The following is a 23,488-nucleotide window of genomic DNA, read 5'->3' on the forward strand; positions in this document are numbered from 1 at the left end:
GCTTGGGCGGTGTGAAGCCACGGGAACGCCTTTCTACCGGGTGTATGAAAACAACGGGGGTGCGGCAAAGCCGTCGAGACCGTAATATACAGACTCATCTTTCGACGCACATCAGGCAATACGGTACCAAAATGGGAATTGTTTACAACACCCTTCCATTAGGTACCGGTGATCATTGCACGAGTCAATGTGCTCTACCACTTCAAGTCAATATTATTGGTAACGACACCCCTTAAACTTGACAAAAACTGAGTGACAAGTGTGTAATTTACCATGTCTTCCGTACCGGAGGACATTGCACGGCATTTTTTTGGGAGGTTTCGACATGTGGGGAGTGTTCGGCGATTCCCAAAAAGGCGACGATTCCGACTCCGCCACACCGGAGTCCGCCGAACGTGCCCTGTTCGAGCTCTGGGGGCTGTTTGATGCCGACGAAGACGTGTCATGGCAGCACAAGGCACTGTGCGCCCAGACCGATCCCGAAGCCTTTTTCCCGGAAAAGGGAGGATCCACCCGGGATGCCAAGCGTGTGTGCGCCCAGTGCGAAGTGCGGGAGCAATGTCTCAAGTGGGCCATTGACCATGATGAACGATTCGGCATCTGGGGCGGGATGAGCGAGCGCGAACGTCGCCGATATAAGAAAGAACATGGTAAAGAACAGGCCTGACGGATACGCCGTGTTCGCCCGGGTTGTCATACAGTGGAGAAGATGAAATCTGTTATGGACGAGGCCCAAGGCATTCAGGAGACGGTCGGCTCCGTACTTTCCGGCCACCGGGCGCAAACCGGACAGGAGGTGGATTCCGCCGTGGCGGCGGTGATCTGCGTGGAATCCGATATCCGATTCCTGCCCGACACGCTCAGCGCCGTGCTGGCGCAGCGTACACTGCCCGGCATCATCGTCATCGCCGACTGCACCGGGGAAACGAAAACCTCCGTGCGATGCGCATTCCGACTGGCGACGCCGGTCTACGGATCATATGACGACGAACATGCGAGCATGGTCCATGACGTCGATATCCAGATCGTCAGTGCGGAAGGAGCCGTCACATTCGGCGATGCCGTCAGCCGCGCACTCGATCATGCCCGTCTGACGGCGGCGATCCGCGCACTTTGGCTCCTGCACGACGATTCCCGTCCTGCCGATGACTCCTGTCTCGACACCATGCGCGAAGCCTGGCGCAACGCCCCCACCGCATCCGTGCTTGGATGCAAGCAGATATCCTGGGAAGGCGACCACCTCCACGACGTCGGCTACTACGCCACACGGCGACACGGCATCGCATCCCTCGTGGTCGACGGCGAACCCGACCAGGAACAGTACGACGCCAGACAGGACGTCTACGCGGTCGATCTCGCCGGCGCCCTCATATCCCTCCAGACGTGGATGGAGCTCAACGGCACCAGTCCGCAGATGGGAACATTCGCCGAATCCGCCGATTTCTGCAGGCGCGTCTGTCTCTCCGGCGGCCGCGTGCTGATCGTGCCTCGCAGCGTCATCCGACACCGTCGTGCGCGATTCGAAGGGCTGCGCACCCATACCGGTCATTCCACCGGCAGCCACACCTCCATCAACCCGTACGCCATGAAGGTCGATGCGCGCGAGCGCTACCGGTTCACCGACATCCGCGGCATCATGTGGCTGCCCACATGGCTCCTGCGCTTCCTCATGTCATTCATCCTCGCCTTCACCCAGTTGGCGGGCAAGCGTCCATACGAAGCGCTTTGCGAACTCGGCGCACCCTGGCGCACCCTGCTCTGGATGCCTAGGGGAGCGTCCGCCCGAGGCAAGGTGGCCAGACAGTCCTCCATGAGTCTGCGACAGCTATCCGTACTTGTCGCCAGGCGCGATCAGCTCGCACAATGGCGGGAACGCAGCAGCGCCTTCGCCGACTCGCAGGGCACCACGCTGCTCAGCCCGCTGGCCCTCGCGCACCTGCGTGCACAGCGCCGTCGCCGTACACTCTGGGTAAGCATCATGATGATCCTGTCGCTCATCGCCGGCATTCTGGCCAATATCAGCGTCCTTACCTCGCTGACCTCGGGAACGTCCTTCCACTCCGCGACCCTTGTCCCGTCCTCCGCCAGCCTTGCCCAGATCGCCGAGGCCGCCACTGGCGTCTTTACCTACGCCAACGGTCCGGGAACCACAGCGCCACCGGCGCCGTTCCTGTTGATCCTTATGGCCCTTACCACGATCGCATTCGGCCATGTCACCGTGGCCATGGCGCTGATCATCCTCCTTGCCGCGCCGTTCTCCGCCCTCTCCTTCTGGGCGCTTGCCGGTATTTTCACCCGTTCCAATTCGGTGCGTGTGGCCACGGGCCTGCTGTGGTGCATGCTTGGTGGCATGTTGGGGCTTTACGCGCAGGGCAATCTTCCGATGCTCATGGTGATGGTCTTCCTGCCGGCGGGCATGGCGTTCGTGTTCCGTGCGGTAGGCATGTACCACACCGAGGCGGTGCTCACCCCTACGGCATCCGTGCAATCCGCCGGACTGGCCTCGCTGTGCCTGGCCGTGGTCGTTGCCTCCGAACCGCAACTGGTGCTGCCGCTCGTCGTCGTATTCCTTGCGTTCCTGATCATGGTGCGTTCGCACCGGGTGATGCTGCTGCTCATCCCGGTGCCGGGTGCATTCCTGCTGGCTCCTACGTTGCTCAACGTGGTGTTGAATCTCAACTCCGGTTCATATCGTCAGCTATTCGCCGACATGATGCTGCCGGAGTCTTCCGTGAACGGATCGGTGCGTGCCTCGAATCTGCTGGGAATTCTCGGCGAGACGCTTGGCGTCGCTCCTACCGCGAATTCCTCGATATGGGCCATGCTGCGCGTGCCGGAGTCCGCCGCCGTGCTGGCCACGGTGATCTTGGTTGTGGCGGCTGCCGTGGTAGCCTTGTTCCTTCCGTTCGCGTTACGCGCGTCACGCATGATGTGGACCATCGGCTTGACGGGCGCACTGACCGCCATCGTCGCGGTGCGCGTGGCCGTTGCCCCGGGGCAGGACGGACCGATTGCCGGCATGGCTCTGCCGGGCGTCGCATTCATGATGGTTGGCATGTTCTCCTGCCTGTGCATTGTCGCGGGACGCGCCGTGCGCCCGTTCTCTCCGCTGCTGGTGCGTGATGGCGACGATTCCGCGGCACGCATTGAATCACGTCATCGAAGCTTCTACGGCCGTCGCAATCTCATCATTGTGGCACGCGCGACTCTGGTCGTGCTGCTGGCGGCATGCCTGGGACTCTGGGGCTCGATCTGCGGCGTGAGAGTGCAGCAGGGGGCGCATCTGAATGTGCAGAACCATGAGCTGCCGTTGATCGCGCAGGACTATCTGGCCGCGAATCCGGGCCATCGCATCCTTGCACTGAATGCGGAGTCGTCCACGGCGGTTGACTACTCGTACATGCGCAGCGGACGCGGTGATTTCATCGACAATTCCCCGGCCATCAACGCGCGCGCCGTGTCCCAGCCATTGGACCAGACTGCTGAGAAGGTGTCCAAGGTTGCGGCGAGCCTGCTGCAGAACAACGATGATTCCGCTGTAGCCACCTTGGCGTCACTGGGTATCGGCGGCATATATGTTCCATATTCCGATGATTCCGCCAACCGTGATCTGGTGGCGAATATTCTCGCAAGCGGCGGTACCCAGTCCGTGGTGAGCAACGAAGCGGGAACCTACGTGCGGCTCACCACCGCGTCCGGCGACGATATCAGTATGGATACGGGTGCCGAATCGCGTGCGCTGTCCGATGGATGGCGTCTGGCATGGGTATGGTGCATGGGCGTGGTCGTGGTGCTGTACTGCATCGTCGCATTCCCGAGATTCCGTCGAATCAACATCAATGGGGGACAGGTATGAGCAGATCAACACGGTCGGGCGCCGCCCGCCGATCCCGTAGCGTATGGGGCACCGTGGGCAAGGTGTTTGTCTCCTCGGTCACGGCGATACTCCTGTTGGCGGTATTCGGTCTGCTTGCTGTCCTGACGCCGGCCGATCATCTCATTGACGGGTCGGACGCGCGTTCCGGTTCCCATACGGTCAGTGTGGGGCAGACCATGCTGCAGTCCTACTGCCCGGCGCGCATGCAACTGGCTGATACCGAATCGTATGGCGACTCCGCGTATCAGATCTCGGAGGGCAATATCGTCGGCAAGGCGAGATTTGCCGCATTCGGCTCCATGTATAGCACCGCCGTCACCTCGCTCAACGGCGATGACAAGCATGATACGCCGGACATTGATCTGACCGATCAGACGAAGGCGTTCGTATACGGATCCGATGCGGGCGCTGATCCGCTGCTACTCACGTCCAGGATGCTGGATGTGAGCAAAGGATCCGGTGTGGCCGCTTCCGTGGCCTCCTGGGCCACTGAAGGCGACCTACAGGGATTGTCCTCCGTGCAATGTGTGAATCCTCAGCTTCGGCAGTCGTTCCTGCTGCCTGCCACGCAGACCGGGTGGACCCAGCAGCTTGTGCTGGCCAACCCGACGGAAAAATCAACGACCGTGTCGATGAGCATGTGGGGTACCGGTTCCGCGCAAGCCATCGCATCCTCCACCGACAGCAAGGTGACCGTGGCGGGCAAATCACAGACCGTGGTCGATGTCTCCGCCGCCGCACCTGCACAGGATGGTCTGTATCTGTCGCTGACGAGTAGTGGCGCACCGGTGTCGGCCGTGGTGCGTGTGGTCCATGCCGAGGGGCTCGCTCCAAGGGGATCCGACTACGCGACTCCGTTGCCGGCCACAGCAGCCACCGACACGACGATCGCAGGCGTCGGAGGAGGACAGGACGTCACGGTGAATCTGTACTCCGACCAAGGCGGTGACGTGACGTTGTCGTGGATCACCGGATCCGGTACATCGGAGGCGAAGAAGGACACGGTGACCGCCAACACGGTCAAGTCCATCGGATTCGGCAAGGCTCCCGATGACGCACTCGGGTTGCGCGTGGAAAGCGGTTCCGCCGTGTATGTGTCGGCGATCTGCTCGCAATCGTCTGACAATCAGACCGATTTTTCGTTGGCCAATGGCGTTGTCGCCGTTGCGTCGGGTGCCGTTGCCATTCCTGACGGAGTGGACGCCACGCTGGCCATGGTGAATACAGCCGACCAGACGGTCACGACGAAACTGATCGGATACGGTGACGACGGCACGCAGAAGGGCGAGAAGGAGGTCACGGTCGAACCCCACAAGGCAGTGTCGATCAAGCCGAGTGAGATCGCCGATGGCGTTGTGACGGTGACCATGAGTGACGACAAGGCGTCCATCGTCTGGTCCGCCATGATCGGCGTCAATGCAGTGAACGATGCGCATCTTGCGGGTCTTGGCGTGATCGGATCGTCGAGCCTCATGCCCGCTCAGGCACAGGTGCGAGCCGATCAGTCACTGTCCGTCGTCAAATAGTCGTCCAGTCGAACAGTCATCCGGCTGCCCGGCCGTGAGTGTTCCGACAGCCGGATCAGAGTCCCCAGTCCGGGTCGATGTCCTCGGGATGACGGCCGGTCAGATCGGCAAGCCGCGCCACGATCTCGTCACGGATGAGGAACTGCATGTCCAGCCGGCTCTGGCTCCGCTGCTCGATCGGCTTGCGGTACAGCACGATGCGGGCGGGGGAGCCATGTTCGGCGGGGAACGACTGAGACAGGAACGCCCGTTTCATCTCCCATGACACCGGACCCGACGGGGGGACATCCTCCACTGCGCATTCCGTGTTCTTCAGCAGTTCCGGCCAGGCGGCGTTAAGACGCTTCAATTGGGCCACCACCATGCCGTCGAATGTCCCGGATTTGGTGCGATACCGGGGCATGCGAATTCCGAAGGTGGCCTGTCGGATGCCTCTGCCATGACGGTTTCGATAGATCTTGTGCTCCCAGGGCAACACGGTGCCGCTGGCACGTAACAGTGAAGTGAAGTCGGATTCCTTGGTCATGAGGATATACACTAGCCGGCAGTGCTGATGTTGGGCATATGCCTGAGCGACTGTGCCTAAGTTGTGTCTGGGTGCCTCCGGCGGACATGCTGGCAGGCGTTGTGAACAATGACATGCGTCCCACCTTCCGGTGTGGTTGTTGTGCGATAATGCTGAAATGCAGACGTCCGTCGTGGACGCCTATGGGTGTCGAAGGAGGATGTGATGGGCGACGTGATGATTCACCGCTGGGATGATGTGGATTATGACCGGCTGGCCGGGATGATCGATGCCATTGGATTCGATCTGGACACGACGCTCGCCAAATCGAAGACTCCGATGACCGCCGACATGGCTGCGGCCTTTGCCGAACTGACCCATCATATTCCCTGCGCCGTGGTGTCCGGGGGAAAGTACCATCTGTTCACCAACCAGATCCTTGCCATGATCGGGGACATGGCGGATCGTGACAACCTGCATCTGATGCCCACCAGCGGTACGCGGTATTATGCCTGGGACGGTTCCGAATGGCGTTGCCAATATGCGCATGATCTCAGTCCCGAGGATCGTGACGCGGCTATCGAATCGCTGACCAGACACGCCAAGGAACAGGGACTATGGTTGCCTGACGATCGTATCTGGGGCGACCGTCTGGAAGATCGAGGCAGCCAGATCACCTTTTCCGCATTGGGGCAGCTTGCTCCGGTGGACGCCAAGGAGGCGTGGGATCCGGACCGTGCCAAGAAGAACAGGCTCGCGGCCGCCGTGGCTGCCGATCTTCCCCAGCTGACCGTCCGATCCGGCGGATCGACCAGCGTGGACGTGGTCGCCAAAGGCATCGATAAGGCCTACGCCATGCGTCAGCTGTCAAGTATCCTTGATGTTCCCGTGTCCCGTATCGCGTTCATCGGCGATCGTATGGATCCGGACGGGAACGATTACCCCGCAGCGGTGGCGGGCGCGTATGCGATCCGTGTCTCCTGTCCCGATGACACGCTTGAAGCAATCCGTCGACTGATTGCCGCGTTGTCGGTGAATGATTGACGGTGGCGCGATGACTCGGATGGCTGAAGAATCTCGGATGGCTGAGGAATAGAGAAGGATCATGAGTACGCATCCCAGCCGTGTTGATCAGACCGGTCTGCGCCAGGCATGGCGTGGCATGGCCGGTCTGGGACGGGAGATGCGTGATTTGCTGCTTCCTCGCGGCTGTGCGGGCTGTGATCGTCCTGATACGGTGTTGTGTGAATCCTGCGTCGATCTGTTCGATCATGATGTCATTCGGTCCATGCCGACGGCGGTGATGGCCTCCGGACGTGTGCATGCCTGCGGCATCTATCGGGGAGCGGTCCGCCGTGCCGTACTGATGTGGAAGGATCACGACGATCAGGAGCTCGACGGAGAGTTCGCCGTCATGATTGCCCGTTGCCTGCTACGCAGCAACGAATTCGACGGTTTCCAGAATCAGCGCAATATGATTGCGGTGGTGCCGGCGCCATCGGCACGGTCGTCCATGCGCAGGAGGGGACGTTTTCACACGGTTCTGCTTGCGCAGGCGGTGGCGGATGGGCTTCGTCTACGGGGCGTACCGGCACGCTGCGTACCGGCGTTGAGCATTACGGGCACGACGGCAAAGTCGGTGCAGTCCAGCAAAGCCGGCGAGCGTGCGAATCGATTGCGTAACCGGCTTCATGTGAATCGAGATCTGCTGCAGGACTGCAGTGCAGCGGTGTTGGTCGACGACATCATCACCACAGGATCGACGGTCCGCCAGTGTGCGAAGGCGCTGAACAGCGCAGACATACATGTCCATACGGGGTTTATGCTTGCCGCCGTGCCAGCGCCTTCGGAACGCTGATCAATGGTTGTAATGGCTGTTCATTGACTACTCATCGTCGATGGTGGGATATTTGGGCAGTTCGATCTCGAAGTTCGCCCCTCGGGGATCGGGTACCACGTTTACGGTTCCACCATGCAGTCCCGCCGCCCAGCGGGCGATGGACAGGCCGAGGCCGGTGCCGCCTGAACCAGTGCCCGGGCGTCCCGTACCTTTGACGTACCGGCGGAAAATGTCATTGCGCGCTTCTTCCGGTATACGGGACCCATAGTTCACCACATTCGTGATGACCGTGCCGCGTTCCTCGTTCTCATGCGTTTCGATAAGCACCTCGGTGCCGTCGGGGGAGTGTTTGAGCGCATTCGCGATGATGTTGGTGAACAGCTGACTCAGCCGGTTCGGGTCACCCTCCATCCGCAGATGTTCCGGTACATCAACGTGAATGGTATGGCCGTGGCCGCCGTCCGCGATCTCCAGCGGTTTGACGGTGTCATCGATGAATTCGGCGAAGTCGAAGGGCTCGATTTCAAGACTCGCGGCACCGGCCTCCACACGGGACATGTCAAGCAGGAACGCGATGAGATCGGACAGCTTGTGCGTCTGATCAAGAATCCCCTCCAGATTGGCGGGAGTAGGCTCCACTACGCCATCGGCCATATTCTCCACCAGCGCCTGCAGGGCGGAAACGGGCGTGCGGAGCTCATGACTGACGTTGGCGACCATGTCGCGGCGCATCTGGTCGGCGTGCTGCAGCTCCTCGGCCATTTCGTTGAAGGACCGGGCGAGCTGTCCCACCTCGTCGCGGCTGTCATTGGCGCTTTCCACGCGCACGGTGTAGTCGCCCTCAGCCATGGCCTCGGCCGCATCGCGCATCTGCCGAAGCGGAGCCGTGAGCCCGTGGGCGAAGAAGTAGGTGATGCCCAAGGCCACCACCAAGGTCAACGGCATGGCGAGCCAGCCGCTCCAACCCCATTTAAGGAAGTGCCAGGCCAGAACGAATGCTATGGCGGTGGACAAGGTGATCAGGATGCTCAGCTCGGCCTTCAGGGAACTGAACATACCGATCGGGCGGTCCCTCCAACGGTCCAGCTTAGCCGTCAGACCTTGCGACTCGCCGCTCCGACGCACGGGTCGTGACTGACGTGCCGGCTTGCCCTTACTTGGCTTCTGGCGGTTCAAAGGCATAACCCACACCATGCACCGTGCGAATGAGCTCAGGGCCGAGCTTGTGACGCAGGGCCTTGACATGAGAGTCAACGGTTCGGGTACCGGACGCATCGACCCAGTCCCAGACCTCTTCGAGCAGCTTTTCGCGGGTAAGCACCGACTTGGGGCGTCGGGCGAGTGTGGCAAGCAGATCGAATTCGGTGGGGGTCAGATGGACCTCGGTACCGTCAAGCGTCACGATGCGCTGGGCGGGGTCGATCACCAGCGTGCCGAAATCGAGAATCTTCTCGTTTTCCGAGTTCTTGGCGATGACCTTGGCCCGTTCGACGCGACGCAGCAGTGCCTTGCAACGGGCGATGAGCTCGCGCATGGAGAAGGGCTTGGTCATATAGTCGTCGGCTCCTGCGCCCAATCCGATCACCTTGTCGGCCTCGTCATCGCGGGCGGTGAGGATCAGCACCGGGACGGGACGGCTGGCCACGATACGCTTGGTGGCTTCGAGACCGTCCATCACGGGAAGCATGATGTCCATGATCACCAGATCGGGCTTGAGCTGGTTCGCGGCCTGTACCGCGCTGGCGCCGTCCCCGGCGACACGGGCATTCCAGCCTTCCGCGGTCAGTCGCTGGGCGATCGCAGTGGCCAGCGTGGGTTCATCCTCGACCACGAGGATCGTACGTCTGGAGGTGTGTGCATCGATAGTGTTCATTATTGCCTTATATCACCTTGTGTTGCCATGTCTGTTGACCACCATCATACGTAAGGCCAGGAAAAGAATCCTGGCCTTACGCTAACGGATGCCGCGTCCGGAAGGATCGGGTGCGGCGGTGATTGTCACTCCTGAGGCTTGAGGAACAGGGCTCCCAGAGCCGGAACGGTGATCTTCACCGAGTACGGACGGGAATGGTATTCCTCCTTCTCCGCCTCGATATCGGTGTTGGAGATACCCGATCCGCCATACTTCTCGTCATCGGTGTTGAGGATCTCGACCCACTTGCCGCCCTTGGGCAGCGGCACCTGATAGTCGGACCATGCCGAACCGGAGAAGTTGACGATCACCACGATCGGGTTGCCTTCCTTGTCCAGACGCATGAAGCTCAGGACATTGTGGTCGGCGTCGTCGCTGGTGAGCCACTGGAATCCGGAGGGCTCGAAGTCCTGACTCCAGAATTCAGGGCTCTTCCGGTACAGTTCATTCAGATCGGCGACGAACTTCTGCACCCCCTGATGATCCGGCCAGTTGAGGGCGTCCCAATCGACGGAGGACTTGTAGTTCCACTCGCCATACTGGGCGATCTCGTTGCCCATGAAGGTGAGGTTCTTGCCCGGATGCGCCCACTGATAGGCGAACAGGGCCCTCACGCCAGCGTACTTCTGCCAGTCGTCACCAGGCATCTTGCCGAACAGCGCACCCTTGCCGTACACGACCTCGTCATGGCTGATCGGCAGCACGTAATGCTCCGAATAGGCGTACATCATCGAGAACGTGATTTCACCATGATGCCACTTGCGGTTGATCGGGGCTTCATGCAGGTACTCGAGCGTATCGTGCATCCAACCCATGTTCCACTTCAGTCCGAAGCCCAGACCGCCTTCGGACGTCGGGGCGGTCACGCCCGGCCATGCCGTGGATTCCTCGGCGATCATCATGGTGCCGGGGTAGCGTCCGTATGCGGTGGAGGTGGCCTCCTTGAGGAATGCGATGGCCTCGAGGTTCTCGCGTCCGCCGTAGATGTTCGGACGCCACTGGCCGTTCTCACGGCTGTAGTCGAGGTAGAGCATCGAGGACACGGCGTCCACGCGCAGGCCATCGACATGGAATTCGTCGAGCCAGTAGCAGGCGTTGGCCACCAGGAAGTCACGTACTTCGTTACGGCCGAAGTTGAACACGTACGTGCCCCAGTCGGGATGCTCGCCGCGCAGCGGATCCGGGTCCTCGTACAGCGGCGTGCCATCGAATCGGGCGAGTGCGAAGTCGTCCTTCGGGAAATGGGCAGGGACCCAGTCCACGATCACGCCGATGCCCGCCTGATGGAAGGCGTCGATCAGCGCCTTGAGATCGTCCGTGGTGCCGAGACGCGACTGCGGTGCATAGTAGCCGGTGACCTGATATCCCCACGATCCGGTGAATGGATGCTCGGCGAGCGGCATGAACTCCACATGGGTGAAGCCCATCTTCTTGACGTAGGGAACCAACTCGTCGGCGAGTGTGCGGTAGGTCATGCCCACCTTCCAAGAGCCGGCATGGACCTCGTAGATGCTGATGGGGCCGGCATGCGGATCGACGGTGCGGCGACGCTCCATCCATTCGTCGTCATGCCATTCATGCTTGGAGTCCACGACGATGGATGCGGTTTCCGGCGGCACCTGATGCTGGCGTTCCATCGGGTCGGCCTTCTGCTTCCATTCGCCGTTGGCGTTGAAGATCTCGTACTTGTAGCGCTCGCCGGCGCCGATGCCGGGGATGAAGATCTCCCAGATGCCGGAGGAACCAAGCTCGCGCATGGCAAACTGACGGCCTCCCCAGGAGTTGAAATCGCCGACCACGCGAACGGCGCGGGCGTTGGGGGCCCATACGGCGAAGGCGGTGCCGGACACGGTGGTGTCGGAGGAGCCGTCCGGTTCTCCCATGACGTCGTCGTACGTGTGCACGTGGGCGCCGAGCACCTCCCACAGACGCTCGTGACGTCCTTCGCCGAACAGGTACATATCCATGTCCCCGACGGTGGGCATGTAGCGATAGGGATCGTCGGCCAGCGAGGACGATCCGTCCTCGTATTCGGTTCTTACGCGATAATCAGGTACGGCATATCCGTCGTCGGTCTTGTCCGCCGGCACGACGGCCACGAACACGCCGTTCCATTCATGCCAGGCCTGCCACTCCCCGTTCGGGGTGATGATGGTCACGGTCTTGGCAAGGGGCTTGAGCACGCGCACGGTGGCGAAGCCTTCGCCGTCCTCTCCGTTGAGGTGCGCACCGAGAATGGTGTGCGGGTTGTAGAAGACGCCATTGCTGACGGCATCCAGGGCTGCCTGGTCGACTTTGACGGGCTGCGGGATGTTTTCATGTGTGTTTGTCATACCAAAAGTGTACGTAGACCCCCGCATAAAATCGTTCATCTCCGTGCCGGGTTTGAACGTTCACACCCGGGTGTCTCCTTGATTTCCCGTCATTCTGGGCGACACGCCGTGAAGGTCTGAGATGTCCCGATGGCTGGTTCCGCGAGTGTCTTAATGGGGGAATTCGTTGTCGTCCATGCGATATGCGAATATGAAATGTCTTCTGTAATCATTTGGAGGGGCTGTCTTTATGAGTTATCAGGTTGGCGATACCGTTGTCTACCCGCGCCATGGCGCCGCGAAGATCGTTGAGATCACCGAAAGGGAGATGAACGGAGTCAAGCGCACGTATCTCAAGCTTTCCGTGCTGTCCTCTGATGGTCTTGTCATCCAGATTCCCGAGGAGAACGTCAAGAAGGTCGGCGTGAGGGATGTCGTCGACGGCAAGGCCGTCTCCAAGGTGTTCGAGATTCTTCGTACGCCGATCGTTGAGGAGAAGACCAACTGGTCCCGTCGTTACAAGCTCAACGTGGAGAAGATCGCCACCGGCGATGTGAACAAGGTCGCCGAGGTCGTCAGGGATCTTGCGCAGCGCGACGACGACGAGCATGGCCTGTCCGCCGGTGAGAAGCGCATGCTTACCAAGGCTCGCAACATTCTCACCTCCGAGATCTCGCTCAGTGAAAAGCTCAGCGAAGAGGAGACCCAGCGTCTGCTTGATGTGAATCTCGGCTACCGTGATCCCGAGCCGGGGGATGAGAAGCATCACACCAAGGCACCCAAGGAGCCCGCGTCCGAAACGCTCGCCCGCATCGAGGCCGAGGCGAAGGCGTCCAAGGGCAAGAAGAAGTCGACCCGCAAGGCCAAGTGATGATCGAACCGACCGCGATGCGCATCGGACAGGGGTTTGATGCGCATCGCTTTGCGGAATCCGGCACACACCGGCCGCTGTGGCTGGCATGCTTGCGCTGGACCGATGATGAGCATCGTGGCGTAGAAGGCATTGATGGGGACTCCGACGGCGATGTCGCCGTTCATGCGGTGATCGACGCCGTCTTGTCGGCCTGCGGTCTGGGGGATATCGGCTCCATGTTCGGTGTCGGGGCTGATTCCTCGGGTGCAGGTATGCACGGGGACCACATGCTGCATATGGTTCGAGACCGCGTGCAGCATGGGGGCTGGCGCATCGTCAATGTATCGGTTTCCATCATTGGTAATGCGCCACGTATCGGACGCCGACGTGAGGAGGCGTGCAGGGCCATGACCGAAGCGCTTGGCGCTCCGGTGACCATCGTCGCCACTACGACGGATGGCATGGGATTCACCGGCCGGGGCGAAGGCATCGCCGCAATCGCCACGGCATTGGCTATGCCGTTCGCGTCGTCGCCGTCCGCTGATTGATCGATTGATCAGCGTATTGATGTATTGATAGTGATCTCACCATGTATCGGCTGAACGAAGAATGGGGACGGTAGACGTCCCCATTCGAATATCTGTTATCAGTGCTTCCTGCCGCACACCACTCGTGCTATACCCCACATCAGGGTGCTGAGCGTCACGATGACGAAGCTGGGCGGAGTGGGGAACATGGCCGACAACACCAGACCGCCCCAGATGCTGACCAGACACAGCAGACACGACACCACGATGGCGGCGAACGGCGAACGGGTGATCATCGAGGCCGTGGCGGCAGGCGTAACAACAAGCGCGAAGATCAGCAGGGTGCCCACCGCGGGTACCGCAACGGTGATCACTCCCGCCATGATGGCCATGAACAGCACATTCATCAGCGAGATCGGCACGCCCTTGGCACGCGCCACCTGCTCGTCAAGCGAGCTGAACAGCAGCGGCCGGTATACCAGGGCCAGCACAGCCAGCAGCAGTACGTCGAAGATCGCGAACCCGATGATCTGACCATCGGTGATCGTAAGGATCGAACCAAACAGGATTGACTGCATCTGCTGCGACGCGCTGGAGGAAAGTCGGGCGAAGAACAGACCCAGACCGGTGGCGAACGCCAGTACGGTTCCCGTGGCGATCTCGCGTTCGGACACCTTCTTGCCCAGCGCTCCGATCACCAGCGCGCCGCCGAGCGCGAACGCCCCGAGACCGAGGGAGACGGGCAGACCCAGCAACACCGCACCGGTGGCACCGGGCAGACCGATATGAGCCAGTGCATGTGCCGCGAAGGTGGAGTGCCGTGTGATGGTGAAGTATCCCATGATTCCAGCGGCTATGGCGATGAGCAGGCCGGCTTCGATGGCATTCGTCATGAAGGGCGCGGTAAGCACCGACAGCCACTCGGGATCGAAAGCGAATGTGACCTTCATCGTGCGTTCTCCTTCGGAAGGTTCGTATGGTGATGCTCGTGGAAATGCGCCGCCTCGGTTGCATCGTGCGTATCCTGATCGCGTTCGTCGGGCTCCAGCTTGCGGTCGGGCGTGACGAACATGTCGCCCTGTGGCGTGGTCACCACTTCGATGCGTGTGCCGTACAGATGAGTGAGCAGATCGGAGTCGAGCACCGAGCTGATGGGGGAGTAGTGCGGGTGTCCGTCAAGCAGATAGATCGCGCCGGTGAGAATGGGCAGCAGCATGTTGAGATCGTGGGCGACCACCTGAATGGTCATGCCCCACTCCTGATTCAGACGGGCCAGTAGTTCCACCACGGCGCGCTGGCTGGCCATATCGAGGTTTGCCAGCGGCTCGTCAAGCAGCAGCAGCTTCGGGCCGCCGACCAGCGCCTGTGCGATGGCCGCACGCTGGCGCAGACCGCCGGACAGCTCATTGAGCCGATAGTCGGCTTTGTCCGCCAGACCGACGAACTCCAGCACCTGCTGTGCCCGGGCCTTTTCCTCCCTGGTGACGAAGTGAATGCCGAATCGTGTGCCGGTAAGTCCCAGAATCACTGACTGTCGCGCGGTGATGTTCGAATCCAGTCCTGCAATATATGACTGCGGTACATAGCCGATCTTGGCGTTGTTCTGGCCTGCGGGGCGTCCCATGACGGTGATGGAGCCCGAATGCAATGGCACCAAACCGAGTTCGGCATCCAAAAGCGTGGTCTTTCCCGCTCCGTTGGTGCCGACGATGGCGGTCACCGTTCCGGAGGGAATGGCAAGGTTGCCGTGCGACCAGATGACCTTTCCTCCGCGACGGACCTCGGCGTCGCTGAGCACCACGGCGTCCGTTGTGGCGTTATCCGGGGTTGGGACGGATTGGACGTGCGTTGCTGACATAATGCACCTCTGACGATAATCATACTACTATTGAGAATAATAATCAGTATTTGATGAATTCGTCCAATTACGACGTGTCAGCAACCGTCGGTGGCGGTGTGATGGACGTGTGCCGGCGATGAGGTGATGAATGGTCATCATGACTGACCACGACCAACGACAAGGGCGCCCCGATGACGAGGCGCCCTTGGAGCCACTATTACCGCATGCCATCAGGCCATGCGTTCGGCGATATCCACCACATTGCTCAGCAGCATGGCACGGGTCATCGGCCCCACGCCGCCCGGATTCGGCGTATATGCGGCACATACCTCCCGTGCTGCCGGATCCACGTCACCCAGAATCCTGGACTTTCCCGTCTCCGGATCGGTTACGCGGCTGACGCCCACGTCCACGAGCACGGCATCCGGTCGTACATCCTCGGGCTTGACGAAGTGGGCGCTGCCCATCGCCGCGACGATCACGTCGGCCGACCGCATGATCTCGTGGATGTTCGTGGTGCCGGTGTGGCACAGCGTCACCGTGGCGTTGATCTCCTTGCGGCTGATCAGCAGACCAATGGTTCGACCGATGGTGATGCCGCGACCCAGCACCACAACATGCTTGCCGTTGAGATCGATGTCGTTCATGGACAGCAACTCCACGACGCCACGAGGCGTGCACGGCAGCGGCGTGGTCAGCTCTCCCCGCGGATGCAACACCAGCTCGCCGAGATTGTAGGGATGCATGCCGTCCGCGTCCTTCTTCGGATCGATCAGGTCGATCGCCGCGTTCTCATCGATGCCCTTGGGCAGTGGCAGCTGCACGATGAAGCCCGTGCATGCCGGGTTCTCGTTCAGTCGTTGGATTGCCGACGCGATGTCGTCGAAGCTCGCATCCGCGGGAAGCTCCTCGGCGATGGAAGCGATACCCACTTCGGCGCAATCGCGGTGCTTGCCCGCCACGTACTTGACGCTTCCCGCGTCATTCCCGACCAGCAGCGTGCCTAGTCCGGGGGTGATCCCTTTGGATTTCAGCCGTTCCACGCGCCGTGCCAGGTCCGCCTTGATGGTGGCCGACGCCTGCTTGCCGTCCAATCGAAGTGCCATCGATTCGCTCCTTGTCCTGTATCGCCTTACAGCGTCAATAACGCGTCCTGTCACGATACTCCGCATCATGGGCTATCGTGAAATCATTCCACAGAACGGAATCATGCCACGGCCGCGCTCCAGTGCGGACTGTGCCTGTAGGAGTGGTTGTGTGGACGACAGCGTATGGATGACCCGGAGGAAGTCATGACGTTTTCCGCGAAAATAGGCAGAGTGGCCGCCGCGGCGGTAGCCGCCGTCATCATGTTCTCGACCGCTGGGTGCGGCTCGACCGCATCCGATGGCGCCAGCGCCGCTTCCTCGCCGTCCGGTGATGACGTCATCACGGTGGTCGCGTCGATCAATCAGTGGGGCATGCTCGCCAAGGAGATCGGAGGAGACAAGGTCGACGTCGTTTCGATTCTCGGCACCACCAATGTCGACGCCCACGATTTCGAACCGCAGACCAGCGACATCGCCGCCATCTCCAAGGCCTCGGTGCTTGTCGTCAACGGTGCCGGATACGACGAGTGGGCGACCAAGGCGACGACCGGCGCGCAGTCCGTGGTGAACGCCGCCGATACCGTTGGCGCGTCGGACGGCGACAACCCGCATCTGTGGTTCTCCAGTGACGCGCGCACCGCGGTCGCCAAAGAGATCTCCGAAGCCTACGGCAAAGCCGCGCCATCGTCGAAGTCATACTTCTCCCAGCGTCTCGCCACCTGGACGAAAAGCGAGAATGAACTCGAATCAAACATGGCGGTCTTTTCCAAGAACCATCCCGGAGCCACGTACGCCGCAACCGAATCCGTGGCCTACTATCTGATGAGTGATCTGAAGTTCACCGACGTCACTCCTCAGTCATACGCCCAGGCCATGCTCAATGAAAGCGAACCGGCTCCCGCGGATGTGCAGAAGATACAGAAGGTCCTCACATCCGGCGAGGCCTCCCTGCTGATCAACAATCCGCAGGAGCAATCCGACATGACGGCTATGGTCACCAAGTCCGCGGATGAGGCCGGTGTGCCGATGGTCGACGTAACCGAACAGGTGCCCGAAGGCACGACGGGACTGATCGCTTGGATGAACTCGTTGATCTCGCAGTTCGACAAGGCCCTCACCAAGGATTCGAACACGGACGATGCCACGTCCCAGTCGACGGAGTCGTCATCGCCACAGCCGTCGGATTCGTCATCGACGGGAACCGCGGAATCCTCAGGCGACAGTGATCAATAACGTCCATTGGACAAGACGCCGCTAGGGTTCATAGTGGAGTCATAGCAGTGGCGTCGTATCGAATAACAGTGGGCTTTTCACGGGCGTGTTCGCCATGCGCGACACGCCCGGATTTATTGACCATGCATTCGGCTAGACTATCTCCTTGTGCGTGTCCGCATGGGCAGGCAATAACTGAATATCGATTTTATCCACCTATCTATTAGAAAACCAGTACATTTACATGGCAGAGAACAACGCAGAGGTCACCAAGGTCGCCATCAACGACATCGGCACCGAAGAGGACTTCATCAAGGCAGTCGATTCCACCATCAAGAACTTCGATGATGGTGATCTGGTCGAAGGCACCGTCGTGAAGATCGATCGCGACGAAGTGCTCCTGGATATCGGCTACAAGACCGAGGGCGTGATCCCCTCCCGTGAGCTTTCCATTAAGAAGGACGTCGATCCCGACGACGTCGTCGAGGTCGGCGATACCGTCGAGGCACTTGTCATCACCAAGGAAGACAAGGAAGGCCGTCTGATTCTGTCCAAGAAGCGTGCCCAGTACGAGCGCGCCTGGGGCGATGTCGAGAAGATCAAGGAAGCCGATGGCGTTGTCGAAGGCACCGTCATCGAAGCCGTCAAGGGCGGCCTTATCGTGGACATCGGTCTGCGTGGCTTCCTGCCGGCGTCCCTCGTCGAGATGCGCCGCGTGCGCGATCTGGCCCCCTACATCGGCCAGAAGATCCAGGCCAAGATCCTGGAGCTCGACAAGAACCGCAACAACGTGGTCCTCTCTCGTCGTCAGTACCTCGAGGAGACCCAGTCCGAAGTGCGCGAGACCTTCCTCTCGCAGCTCAAGAAGGGTCAGATCCGCGAAGGTGTCATCAGCTCCATCGTCAACTTCGGCGCCTTCGTCGATCTCGGTGGTGTTGACGGCCTGATCCACGTTTCCGAGCTCTCCTGGAAGCACATCGACCACCCGTCCGAGGTTGTCAAGGTCGGCGACAAGGTCACCGTCGAGGTGCTCGATGTCGATCTCGATCGTGAGCGCATCTCCCTGTCCCTGAAGGCCACTCAGGAGGATCCGTGGCAGCGCTTCGCTCGCACCCACGTTCCCGGCCAGATCGTCAAGGGCAAGGTCACCAAGATCGTTCAGTTCGGTGTGTTCATCTCCGTGGATGACGGCATCGAGGGTCTGGTGCACATCTCCGAGCTGGCCAACCGCCACGTGGAGAACCCGGAGACCGTCGTCAAGCCGGGCGAAGAGGTGTTCGTCAAGGTGATCGACGTCGATCTCGATCGTCGTCGTATCTCCCTGTCCCTCAAGCAGGCCAACGACTCCGTCGACATCTCCTCCGAGGACTTCGATCCGGCTCTGTACGGCATGCCGGCCGAGTACGACGAGCAGGGCAACTACAAGTACCCTGAAGGCTTCGACCCGGAGACCAACGAGTGGATCGCTGGCTACGAGAAGCAGCGCGAGGAGTGGGAAGCCCAGTACGCCGCCGCCCACGATCTGTGGGAGCAGCACAAGGAGTTCGTCGCCAAGGAACTGGCGAACGCCGACGCCTCCGCCGCGGCCGATGGCCAGGGCGAGGCCAAGGAAGAGAAGGTGGAAGAGGTGTCCAACTACTCCTCCGAGACCGCTTCCGAGGGTACTCTCGCTTCCGACGATCAGCTGGCCGCCCTGCGCGAGCAGCTGCTGAACGAGAAGAAGTGAATTCGTTCCGTCGCATAGCTGACTAAACAGTGAAAACCCGGTTGTCATTACCTGATGGCAACCGGGTTTTTCTGTAGACTGAAAACGGTTGAGTCGAAAGCGGTCGGGCAAGGACGCCCGCGTTCGATGTGAGGAGAAGAGCATGTTCACTCGAGTGGGACTAACCGGAGGCATTGCAGCCGGCAAAAGTACTGTGGCCAAGCGCTTCGTGCAACTTGGCGCCTATGTGATCGACTATGATCAGCTTGCCAGACAGGCGGTGGCCAAGGGCAGCGAAGGTCTCGATCAGGTGATTCGTCGGTTTGGACGACGTGCCCGTGGACGGGATGGCGAGATGAACCGCGTCTGGGTGTCCGCCCATGTGTTCTCCGATCCGGAAAAGCTGCAGGAGCTCAACGACATCGTGCATCCCATTGTGTTCCGCGAGGCCGGGCGTCTGGAATATCAATGGCTTGACTCCCATCCCGAACCGAAGGATGGCACCCGCAGGCTTGTTGTCCATGACATTCCGTTGCTGGTTGAAACTTCGCGGTGGGATTACTTCGATGCGATCATCACCGTCGAAGCCCCCAAGGAGACCCGAATACGACGCATGATTCGCAATAGGGGAATGACGCGTGATGAGGCCGTCGCCCGCATCAACAACCAGGCCTCCCAGCAGCAGCGGTTCGATATCTGCGATTATGTGATCGATTCCACCAAACCCCTAGAACAGATGTTTGAAGATGTTGATAGGCTGTATCACGTACTGACGCATCCGTCGTACTAAGTGCGAATGCGGGTGACGGGGAGGCCGCGGCTATTGGCTGTGCATATGGTGCAGCAAGGCAGCCGTTCCTAGAGTCTCCGGAAGACATCACAACAGAGGCATGGCATGGGCTATAACATCGAACGAACCAACCGTCCCTTCGTGGTCAAATCGCCGTACAAGCCATCGGGGGACCAGCCGGCGGCCATCGAGGAACTGGCCACGCGCATCGAGAACGGCGAGAACGATGTGGTGCTCATGGGTGCCACCGGCACCGGCAAGACCGCCACGACGGCATGGCTCATCGAACGACTGCAACGTCCCACGCTCATCCTCGAACCCAACAAGACATTGGCGGCACAGCTCTGCGCAGAATTCCGCGAACTCATGCCCGACAACGCCGTGAGCTATTTCGTCAGCTACTACGACTACTACCAGCCGGAAGCGTACATCCCGCAGACCGACACCTATATCGAAAAGGACTCCAACATCAATGACGACGTGGAGCGGTTGCGTCATGCGGCGACGGCGAACCTGCTGACGCGGCGAGACTGCGTGGTGGTGGCCACCGTCAGCTGCATCTACGGACTGGGCACGCCGGAGGAATACGCCGGGCGCATGCTGTTCCTCAAGGAGGGGCAGGAGATCAATCGCGACGATCTGCTCCGGAAGTTCGTCGACATGCAATACAAGCGCAACGACATCGCCTTCACTCGTGGAACGTTCCGAGTGCGTGGCGATACGGTGGAGATCATCCCCGTGTACGAGGAACTGGCGGTGCGCATCGAGTTCTTCGGCGACGAGATCGATCGCATCTCCACGTTGCATCCGCTGACCGGCGACGAGATCGCGCACGAGACCGAGGTCCATATCTTCCCGGCGTCGCATTATGTGGCGGGACCGGAGCGCATGCAGCATGCACTGAAGACGATTCGTGAGGAACTTGACGAGCGCGTGGCCGTGCTGAAGAAGCAGGGCAAGGATCTGGAGGCGCAGCGTCTCACCCAGCGCACCACCTATGATCTGGAGATGCTGTCGCAGATCGGCGTGTGCCAGGGCGTGGAGAACTATTCGCGACATTTCGACGGCCGTGCTCCGGGCACTCCGCCGCATACCCTGCTTGACTTCTTCCCCGACGATTTCCTGCTGGTCATCGACGAGTCGCATGTGACGATCCCGCAGATCGGCGCCATGTACGAGGGCGATGCCTCGCGCAAACGCACACTGGTGGAACACGGCTTCCGTCTGCCCAGCGCTATGGACAACCGTCCGCTCAAATGGGATGAGTTCCTTGAGCGCATCGGACAGACCGTGTACCTGTCGGCGACCCCCGGTGACTATGAGCTCGGCCTGTCCGATGGCGTGGTCGAACAGATCATCAGGCCAACGGGATTGGTCGACCCCAAGATCGATGTCCGTCCGGTGGAGGGACAGGTGGACGATCTGCTTGGCGAGATCAAGGACCGCGTGGCGCGCAACGAGCGTGTGCTCGTCACCACACTGACCAAGAAGATGGCCGAGGACCTCACCGACTATCTGCTGGAACGTGACATCAAGGTGGAGTATCTGCATTCCGATGTCGACACGTTGCGGCGTGTGGAGCTGTTGCGGGAACTTCGTGAGGGCAAAATCGACGTGATCGTGGGCATCAACCTGCTCAGGGAGGGCCTGGACCTGCCCGAGGTTTCGCTCGTGGCGATATTGGATGCCGACAAGGAAGGCTTCCTGCGCTCCTATCGGTCGCTGATCCAGACCATCGGTCGTGCGGCACGAAATGTGTCCGGCACGGTCATCATGTATGCGGACCGTCGTACCGAGGCCATGACCAAGGCCATCAACGAGACGAATCGTCGCCGCGCGAAGCAGATCGCCTACAACACGGAGCGCGGCATCGATCCGAAGCCGCTGATCAAGAAGATCAGCGATGTCAACGACATGCTGGCCAAGGAGGACGTCGACACCCAGACCCTGCTGGAGGGCGGATATCGCAATGCCAACAAGGCTGGGAACTCGCACTTCGGTGTCCCCATTGGGGGGTCTCCGGAAGAGGCCGAGCGTCGGCATCGCGACCTGCTGTCCGCGGGGCTTCCCGCTCAGGATCTGGCCGATCTCATCCGTCAGCTCAGCGAGCAGATGCATACGGCCGCCGAGCAGTTGCAGTTCGAGCTGGCCGCCAGACTCCGTGACGAAATCCGTGACCTGAAGAAGGAACTGCGACAGATGACCGAAGCGAATAAATAGCGAATAAATGACGTCGTGCAGCGGCGACAATTGCCATATATTGTCTATGTCCGGTTCCACTGGTCACCGATGGTCCGTATGATGGTGACCCATGGCTGAGACTCCTTTATGGTTTATGGTGAGTGCCTTCGTGGTGCTCGCCGTGTTCTTTATCGTCGATCTGCTGATCATCGGTCGTCGTCCTCATGTGCCCTCCACTGCGGAATGCGTGCGACACATCGCGTTCTTCGTGGTCATGGCGCTGATCTTCGGCGGACTCATCTGGGCCGTGGCGGGTTCCAAGCCGGCCCTGGAGTTCTATTCCGGCTGGCTTACCGAATATTCGTTGAGCATCGACAATCTGTTCGTATTCGTCATCATCATGGCGAACTTTGCGGTCCCGAAGCAATTGCAGAAGTTCGTGCTGTCCATCGGCATCACGATCGCGCTGATATTGCGTGGTATCTTCATCCTGCTGGGTGCCGCCATCATCACCCGGTTCACATGGGTGTTCTTCCTCTTCGGCGCGTTCCTACTGGTGACGGCGTTCAAACTCGCCTTCGGCAAGGACGATGACGAGGAATACCATGAGAACGCCTTGATCTCCACATTGCGCAAGGTGATTCGCATCTCCGACGAGTATGACGGTGAGCGTCTGCGCACCACCAAGGATGGCGTCAAGTACTGGACGCCCATGCTGATCGTCTTCCTGGCGATCGGAACCACCGATGTGATGTTCGCCTTCGATTCCATTCCTGCGATCTTCGGTCTGACCAAGGACCCGTTCATCGTGTTCACCTCCAATGTGTTCGCCCTGCTTGGTCTGCAGCAGCTGTACTTCCTGCTGGGCGCGTTGCTTGACAAACTGGTGTACCTGCCGATCGGTCTGTCCGTGGTGCTGGGCTTTATCGGCGTCAAGCTGATCATGGAGGCCCTGCACGCCAATACGCTGCCGTTCATCAACGGTGGCCAGCCCATTCATGCCGTGCCGGAAGTCCCCACGTGGCTCTCCCTTGCGGTGATCGTGCTGTCGATCGGCATTGCAGCGGCGGCCAGCGTCATCAAGATGAAGGCGGTGGAGAAGAAGGACGCGCAGAACTGACGGCCGACCAGCTGCCGATGCATTGACGGACGCATGATCGTTCTGTCTGCATCACACTACGTAGTGACGATACGAGGTCCCGTGCATGGATGACACGCACGGGACCTCGTCGTATGATTGCTGTTTTTCACGCCGCCATCCCGAAGAATGATGATGGATTAACGATGGTTTTGGCCTGATATTCCAAGTTTTTCGGGAAG

Annotated in this window: 19 protein-coding genes; 12 read left to right on the forward strand and 7 right to left on the reverse strand. The window is 60.3% G+C overall.

From position 1 onward, the window contains the following. Window positions 1-325 precede the first annotated feature (325 nt). From BTIS_RS06230 to BTIS_RS06240, 3 genes are read left to right on the forward strand one after another with little or no spacing between them, the layout of a single operon-like run. Complete coding sequence (locus tag BTIS_RS06230) at window positions 326-667, forward strand: WhiB family transcriptional regulator (protein ID WP_245819336.1); 342 nt, start codon at window positions 326-328, stop codon at window positions 665-667. Between the two features lie 42 nt (window positions 668-709). Further along, window positions 710-3,856 (forward strand): glycosyltransferase family 2 protein, encoded by a 3,147-nt coding sequence (locus BTIS_RS06235; RefSeq protein WP_143248886.1) that lies wholly within the window; start codon window positions 710-712, stop codon window positions 3,854-3,856. Then, window positions 3,853-5,403 carry a DUF5719 family protein gene (locus tag BTIS_RS06240; protein WP_143248887.1) on the forward strand — a complete coding sequence of 517 codons (1,551 nt, stop codon included), beginning with the start codon at window positions 3,853-3,855 and terminating at the stop codon, window positions 5,401-5,403. The genes BTIS_RS06235 and BTIS_RS06240 overlap by 4 nt, the downstream gene beginning before the upstream one ends. A gap of 55 nt (window positions 5,404-5,458) precedes the next feature. Here BTIS_RS06240 and BTIS_RS06245 read toward each other — a convergent pair whose 3' ends face one another. Further along, window positions 5,459-5,929, reverse strand: coding sequence for a metallopeptidase family protein (locus BTIS_RS06245; RefSeq protein ID WP_094663778.1), 471 nt, complete (start codon window positions 5,927-5,929; stop codon window positions 5,459-5,461). A 204-nt stretch (window positions 5,930-6,133) separates the two neighbouring features. Between BTIS_RS06245 and BTIS_RS06250 the strand changes: the two genes are divergently transcribed. After that, on the forward strand, window positions 6,134-6,952 hold the full coding sequence (locus BTIS_RS06250; protein ID WP_094663680.1) for an HAD-IIB family hydrolase: 819 nt from the start codon (window positions 6,134-6,136) through the stop codon (window positions 6,950-6,952). Window positions 6,953-7,013: 61 nt separating this feature from the next. Continuing rightward, window positions 7,014-7,766: a ComF family protein gene (locus BTIS_RS06255; protein ID WP_094663682.1), complete on the forward strand. Its 753-nt coding sequence runs from the start codon at window positions 7,014-7,016 to the stop codon at window positions 7,764-7,766. A gap of 27 nt (window positions 7,767-7,793) precedes the next feature. On the opposite strand, the gene BTIS_RS06260 is transcribed toward BTIS_RS06255, so the two are convergent. The 3 genes from BTIS_RS06260 to glgB all read right to left on the reverse strand — a co-directional run bounded on the left by BTIS_RS06260 (window position 7,794) and on the right by glgB (window position 11,993). Beyond that, entirely contained in the window at window positions 7,794-8,804 is a 1,011-nt protein-coding gene (locus BTIS_RS06260) for a sensor histidine kinase (protein WP_245819344.1), read from the reverse strand. 97 nt (window positions 8,805-8,901) lie between these two features. Continuing rightward, on the reverse strand, window positions 8,902-9,621 hold the full coding sequence (locus tag BTIS_RS06265) for a response regulator transcription factor (protein ID WP_094663686.1): 720 nt from the start codon (window positions 9,619-9,621) through the stop codon (window positions 8,902-8,904). 125 nt (window positions 9,622-9,746) lie between these two features. Beyond that, window positions 9,747-11,993 (reverse strand): 1,4-alpha-glucan branching protein GlgB, encoded by a 2,247-nt coding sequence (gene glgB / locus BTIS_RS06270; protein ID WP_094663688.1) that lies wholly within the window; start codon window positions 11,991-11,993, stop codon window positions 9,747-9,749. Window positions 11,994-12,222: 229 nt separating this feature from the next. Here glgB and BTIS_RS06275 point away from each other — a divergent pair, with 229 nt between their 5' ends. Together BTIS_RS06275 and ispF are read left to right on the forward strand one after the other, a co-directional pair. Then, window positions 12,223-12,843 carry a CarD family transcriptional regulator gene (locus tag BTIS_RS06275; protein ID WP_094663690.1) on the forward strand — a complete coding sequence of 207 codons (621 nt, stop codon included), beginning with the start codon at window positions 12,223-12,225 and terminating at the stop codon, window positions 12,841-12,843. After that, window positions 12,843-13,373 (forward strand): 2-C-methyl-D-erythritol 2,4-cyclodiphosphate synthase, encoded by a 531-nt coding sequence (gene ispF, locus BTIS_RS06280; RefSeq protein ID WP_245819337.1) that lies wholly within the window; start codon window positions 12,843-12,845, stop codon window positions 13,371-13,373. The genes BTIS_RS06275 and ispF overlap by 1 nt, the downstream gene beginning before the upstream one ends. A 98-nt stretch (window positions 13,374-13,471) precedes the next feature. Here ispF and BTIS_RS06285 read toward each other — a convergent pair whose 3' ends face one another. The 3 genes from BTIS_RS06285 to BTIS_RS06295 form a co-directional block, all read right to left on the reverse strand. Continuing rightward, the gene (locus BTIS_RS06285) at window positions 13,472-14,302 is read right to left on the reverse strand and encodes a metal ABC transporter permease (RefSeq protein WP_094663692.1); all 831 of its coding nucleotides are present in this window, start codon (window positions 14,300-14,302) and stop codon (window positions 13,472-13,474) included. Then, window positions 14,299-15,210, reverse strand: coding sequence for an ABC transporter ATP-binding protein (locus tag BTIS_RS06290; protein ID WP_094663694.1), 912 nt, complete (start codon window positions 15,208-15,210; stop codon window positions 14,299-14,301). The genes BTIS_RS06285 and BTIS_RS06290 overlap by 4 nt, the downstream gene beginning before the upstream one ends. Window positions 15,211-15,422: 212 nt before the next feature. Next, the gene (locus BTIS_RS06295) at window positions 15,423-16,298 is read right to left on the reverse strand and encodes a bifunctional methylenetetrahydrofolate dehydrogenase/methenyltetrahydrofolate cyclohydrolase (RefSeq protein WP_094663696.1); all 876 of its coding nucleotides are present in this window, start codon (window positions 16,296-16,298) and stop codon (window positions 15,423-15,425) included. A 186-nt stretch (window positions 16,299-16,484) separates the two neighbouring features. Here BTIS_RS06295 and BTIS_RS06300 point away from each other — a divergent pair, with 186 nt between their 5' ends. The 5 genes from BTIS_RS06300 to BTIS_RS06320 all read left to right on the forward strand — a co-directional run bounded on the left by BTIS_RS06300 (window position 16,485) and on the right by BTIS_RS06320 (window position 23,288). Continuing rightward, complete coding sequence (locus BTIS_RS06300) at window positions 16,485-17,513, forward strand: metal ABC transporter solute-binding protein, Zn/Mn family (protein ID WP_158216855.1); 1,029 nt, start codon at window positions 16,485-16,487, stop codon at window positions 17,511-17,513. A 223-nt stretch (window positions 17,514-17,736) separates the two neighbouring features. After that, on the forward strand, window positions 17,737-19,218 hold the full coding sequence (rpsA, locus tag BTIS_RS06305) for a 30S ribosomal protein S1 (RefSeq protein WP_094663700.1): 1,482 nt from the start codon (window positions 17,737-17,739) through the stop codon (window positions 19,216-19,218). Window positions 19,219-19,360: 142 nt separating this feature from the next. Further along, window positions 19,361-19,987: a dephospho-CoA kinase gene (coaE, locus tag BTIS_RS06310; protein WP_094663702.1), complete on the forward strand. Its 627-nt coding sequence runs from the start codon at window positions 19,361-19,363 to the stop codon at window positions 19,985-19,987. 105 nt (window positions 19,988-20,092) lie between these two features. After that, window positions 20,093-22,207, forward strand: a complete 2,115-nt coding sequence (gene uvrB / locus BTIS_RS06315; protein WP_094663703.1) for an excinuclease ABC subunit UvrB — start codon at window positions 20,093-20,095, stop codon at window positions 22,205-22,207. A gap of 91 nt (window positions 22,208-22,298) precedes the next feature. Further along, window positions 22,299-23,288 (forward strand): TerC family protein, encoded by a 990-nt coding sequence (locus BTIS_RS06320; RefSeq protein WP_094663705.1) that lies wholly within the window; start codon window positions 22,299-22,301, stop codon window positions 23,286-23,288. Window positions 23,289-23,488 lie beyond the last annotated feature (200 nt).

Origin of the sequence: Bifidobacterium tissieri, from assembly GCF_002259645.1 — a bacterium.
Lineage (GTDB): Bacteria > Actinomycetota > Actinomycetes > Actinomycetales > Bifidobacteriaceae > Galliscardovia > Galliscardovia tissieri.

What these genes read in the sequence shown, in the direction of transcription:
- BTIS_RS06230 (WP_245819336.1), top strand. Translation starts at nt 326, where the DNA reads ATGTGGGGAGTGTTCGGCGATTCCCAAAAAGGCGACGATTCCGACTCC.
- BTIS_RS06235 (WP_143248886.1), top strand. Translation starts at nt 710, where the DNA reads ATGAAATCTGTTATGGACGAGGCCCAAGGCATTCAGGAGACGGTCGGC.
- BTIS_RS06240 (WP_143248887.1), top strand. Translation starts at nt 3,853, where the DNA reads ATGAGCAGATCAACACGGTCGGGCGCCGCCCGCCGATCCCGTAGCGTA.
- BTIS_RS06245 (WP_094663778.1), bottom strand. Translation starts at nt 5,929, where the DNA reads ATGACCAAGGAATCCGACTTCACTTCACTGTTACGTGCCAGCGGCACC.
- BTIS_RS06250 (WP_094663680.1), top strand. Translation starts at nt 6,134, where the DNA reads ATGGGCGACGTGATGATTCACCGCTGGGATGATGTGGATTATGACCGG.
- BTIS_RS06255 (WP_094663682.1), top strand. Translation starts at nt 7,014, where the DNA reads ATGAGTACGCATCCCAGCCGTGTTGATCAGACCGGTCTGCGCCAGGCA.
- BTIS_RS06260 (WP_245819344.1), bottom strand. Translation starts at nt 8,804, where the DNA reads ATGTTCAGTTCCCTGAAGGCCGAGCTGAGCATCCTGATCACCTTGTCC.
- BTIS_RS06265 (WP_094663686.1), bottom strand. Translation starts at nt 9,621, where the DNA reads ATGAACACTATCGATGCACACACCTCCAGACGTACGATCCTCGTGGTC.
- glgB (WP_094663688.1), bottom strand. Translation starts at nt 11,993, where the DNA reads ATGACAAACACACATGAAAACATCCCGCAGCCCGTCAAAGTCGACCAG.
- BTIS_RS06275 (WP_094663690.1), top strand. Translation starts at nt 12,223, where the DNA reads ATGAGTTATCAGGTTGGCGATACCGTTGTCTACCCGCGCCATGGCGCC.
- ispF (WP_245819337.1), top strand. Translation starts at nt 12,843, where the DNA reads ATGATCGAACCGACCGCGATGCGCATCGGACAGGGGTTTGATGCGCAT.
- BTIS_RS06285 (WP_094663692.1), bottom strand. Translation starts at nt 14,302, where the DNA reads ATGAAGGTCACATTCGCTTTCGATCCCGAGTGGCTGTCGGTGCTTACC.
- BTIS_RS06290 (WP_094663694.1), bottom strand. Translation starts at nt 15,210, where the DNA reads ATGTCAGCAACGCACGTCCAATCCGTCCCAACCCCGGATAACGCCACA.
- BTIS_RS06295 (WP_094663696.1), bottom strand. Translation starts at nt 16,298, where the DNA reads ATGGCACTTCGATTGGACGGCAAGCAGGCGTCGGCCACCATCAAGGCG.
- BTIS_RS06300 (WP_158216855.1), top strand. Translation starts at nt 16,485, where the DNA reads ATGACGTTTTCCGCGAAAATAGGCAGAGTGGCCGCCGCGGCGGTAGCC.
- rpsA (WP_094663700.1), top strand. Translation starts at nt 17,737, where the DNA reads ATGGCAGAGAACAACGCAGAGGTCACCAAGGTCGCCATCAACGACATC.
- coaE (WP_094663702.1), top strand. Translation starts at nt 19,361, where the DNA reads ATGTTCACTCGAGTGGGACTAACCGGAGGCATTGCAGCCGGCAAAAGT.
- uvrB (WP_094663703.1), top strand. Translation starts at nt 20,093, where the DNA reads ATGGGCTATAACATCGAACGAACCAACCGTCCCTTCGTGGTCAAATCG.
- BTIS_RS06320 (WP_094663705.1), top strand. Translation starts at nt 22,299, where the DNA reads ATGGCTGAGACTCCTTTATGGTTTATGGTGAGTGCCTTCGTGGTGCTC.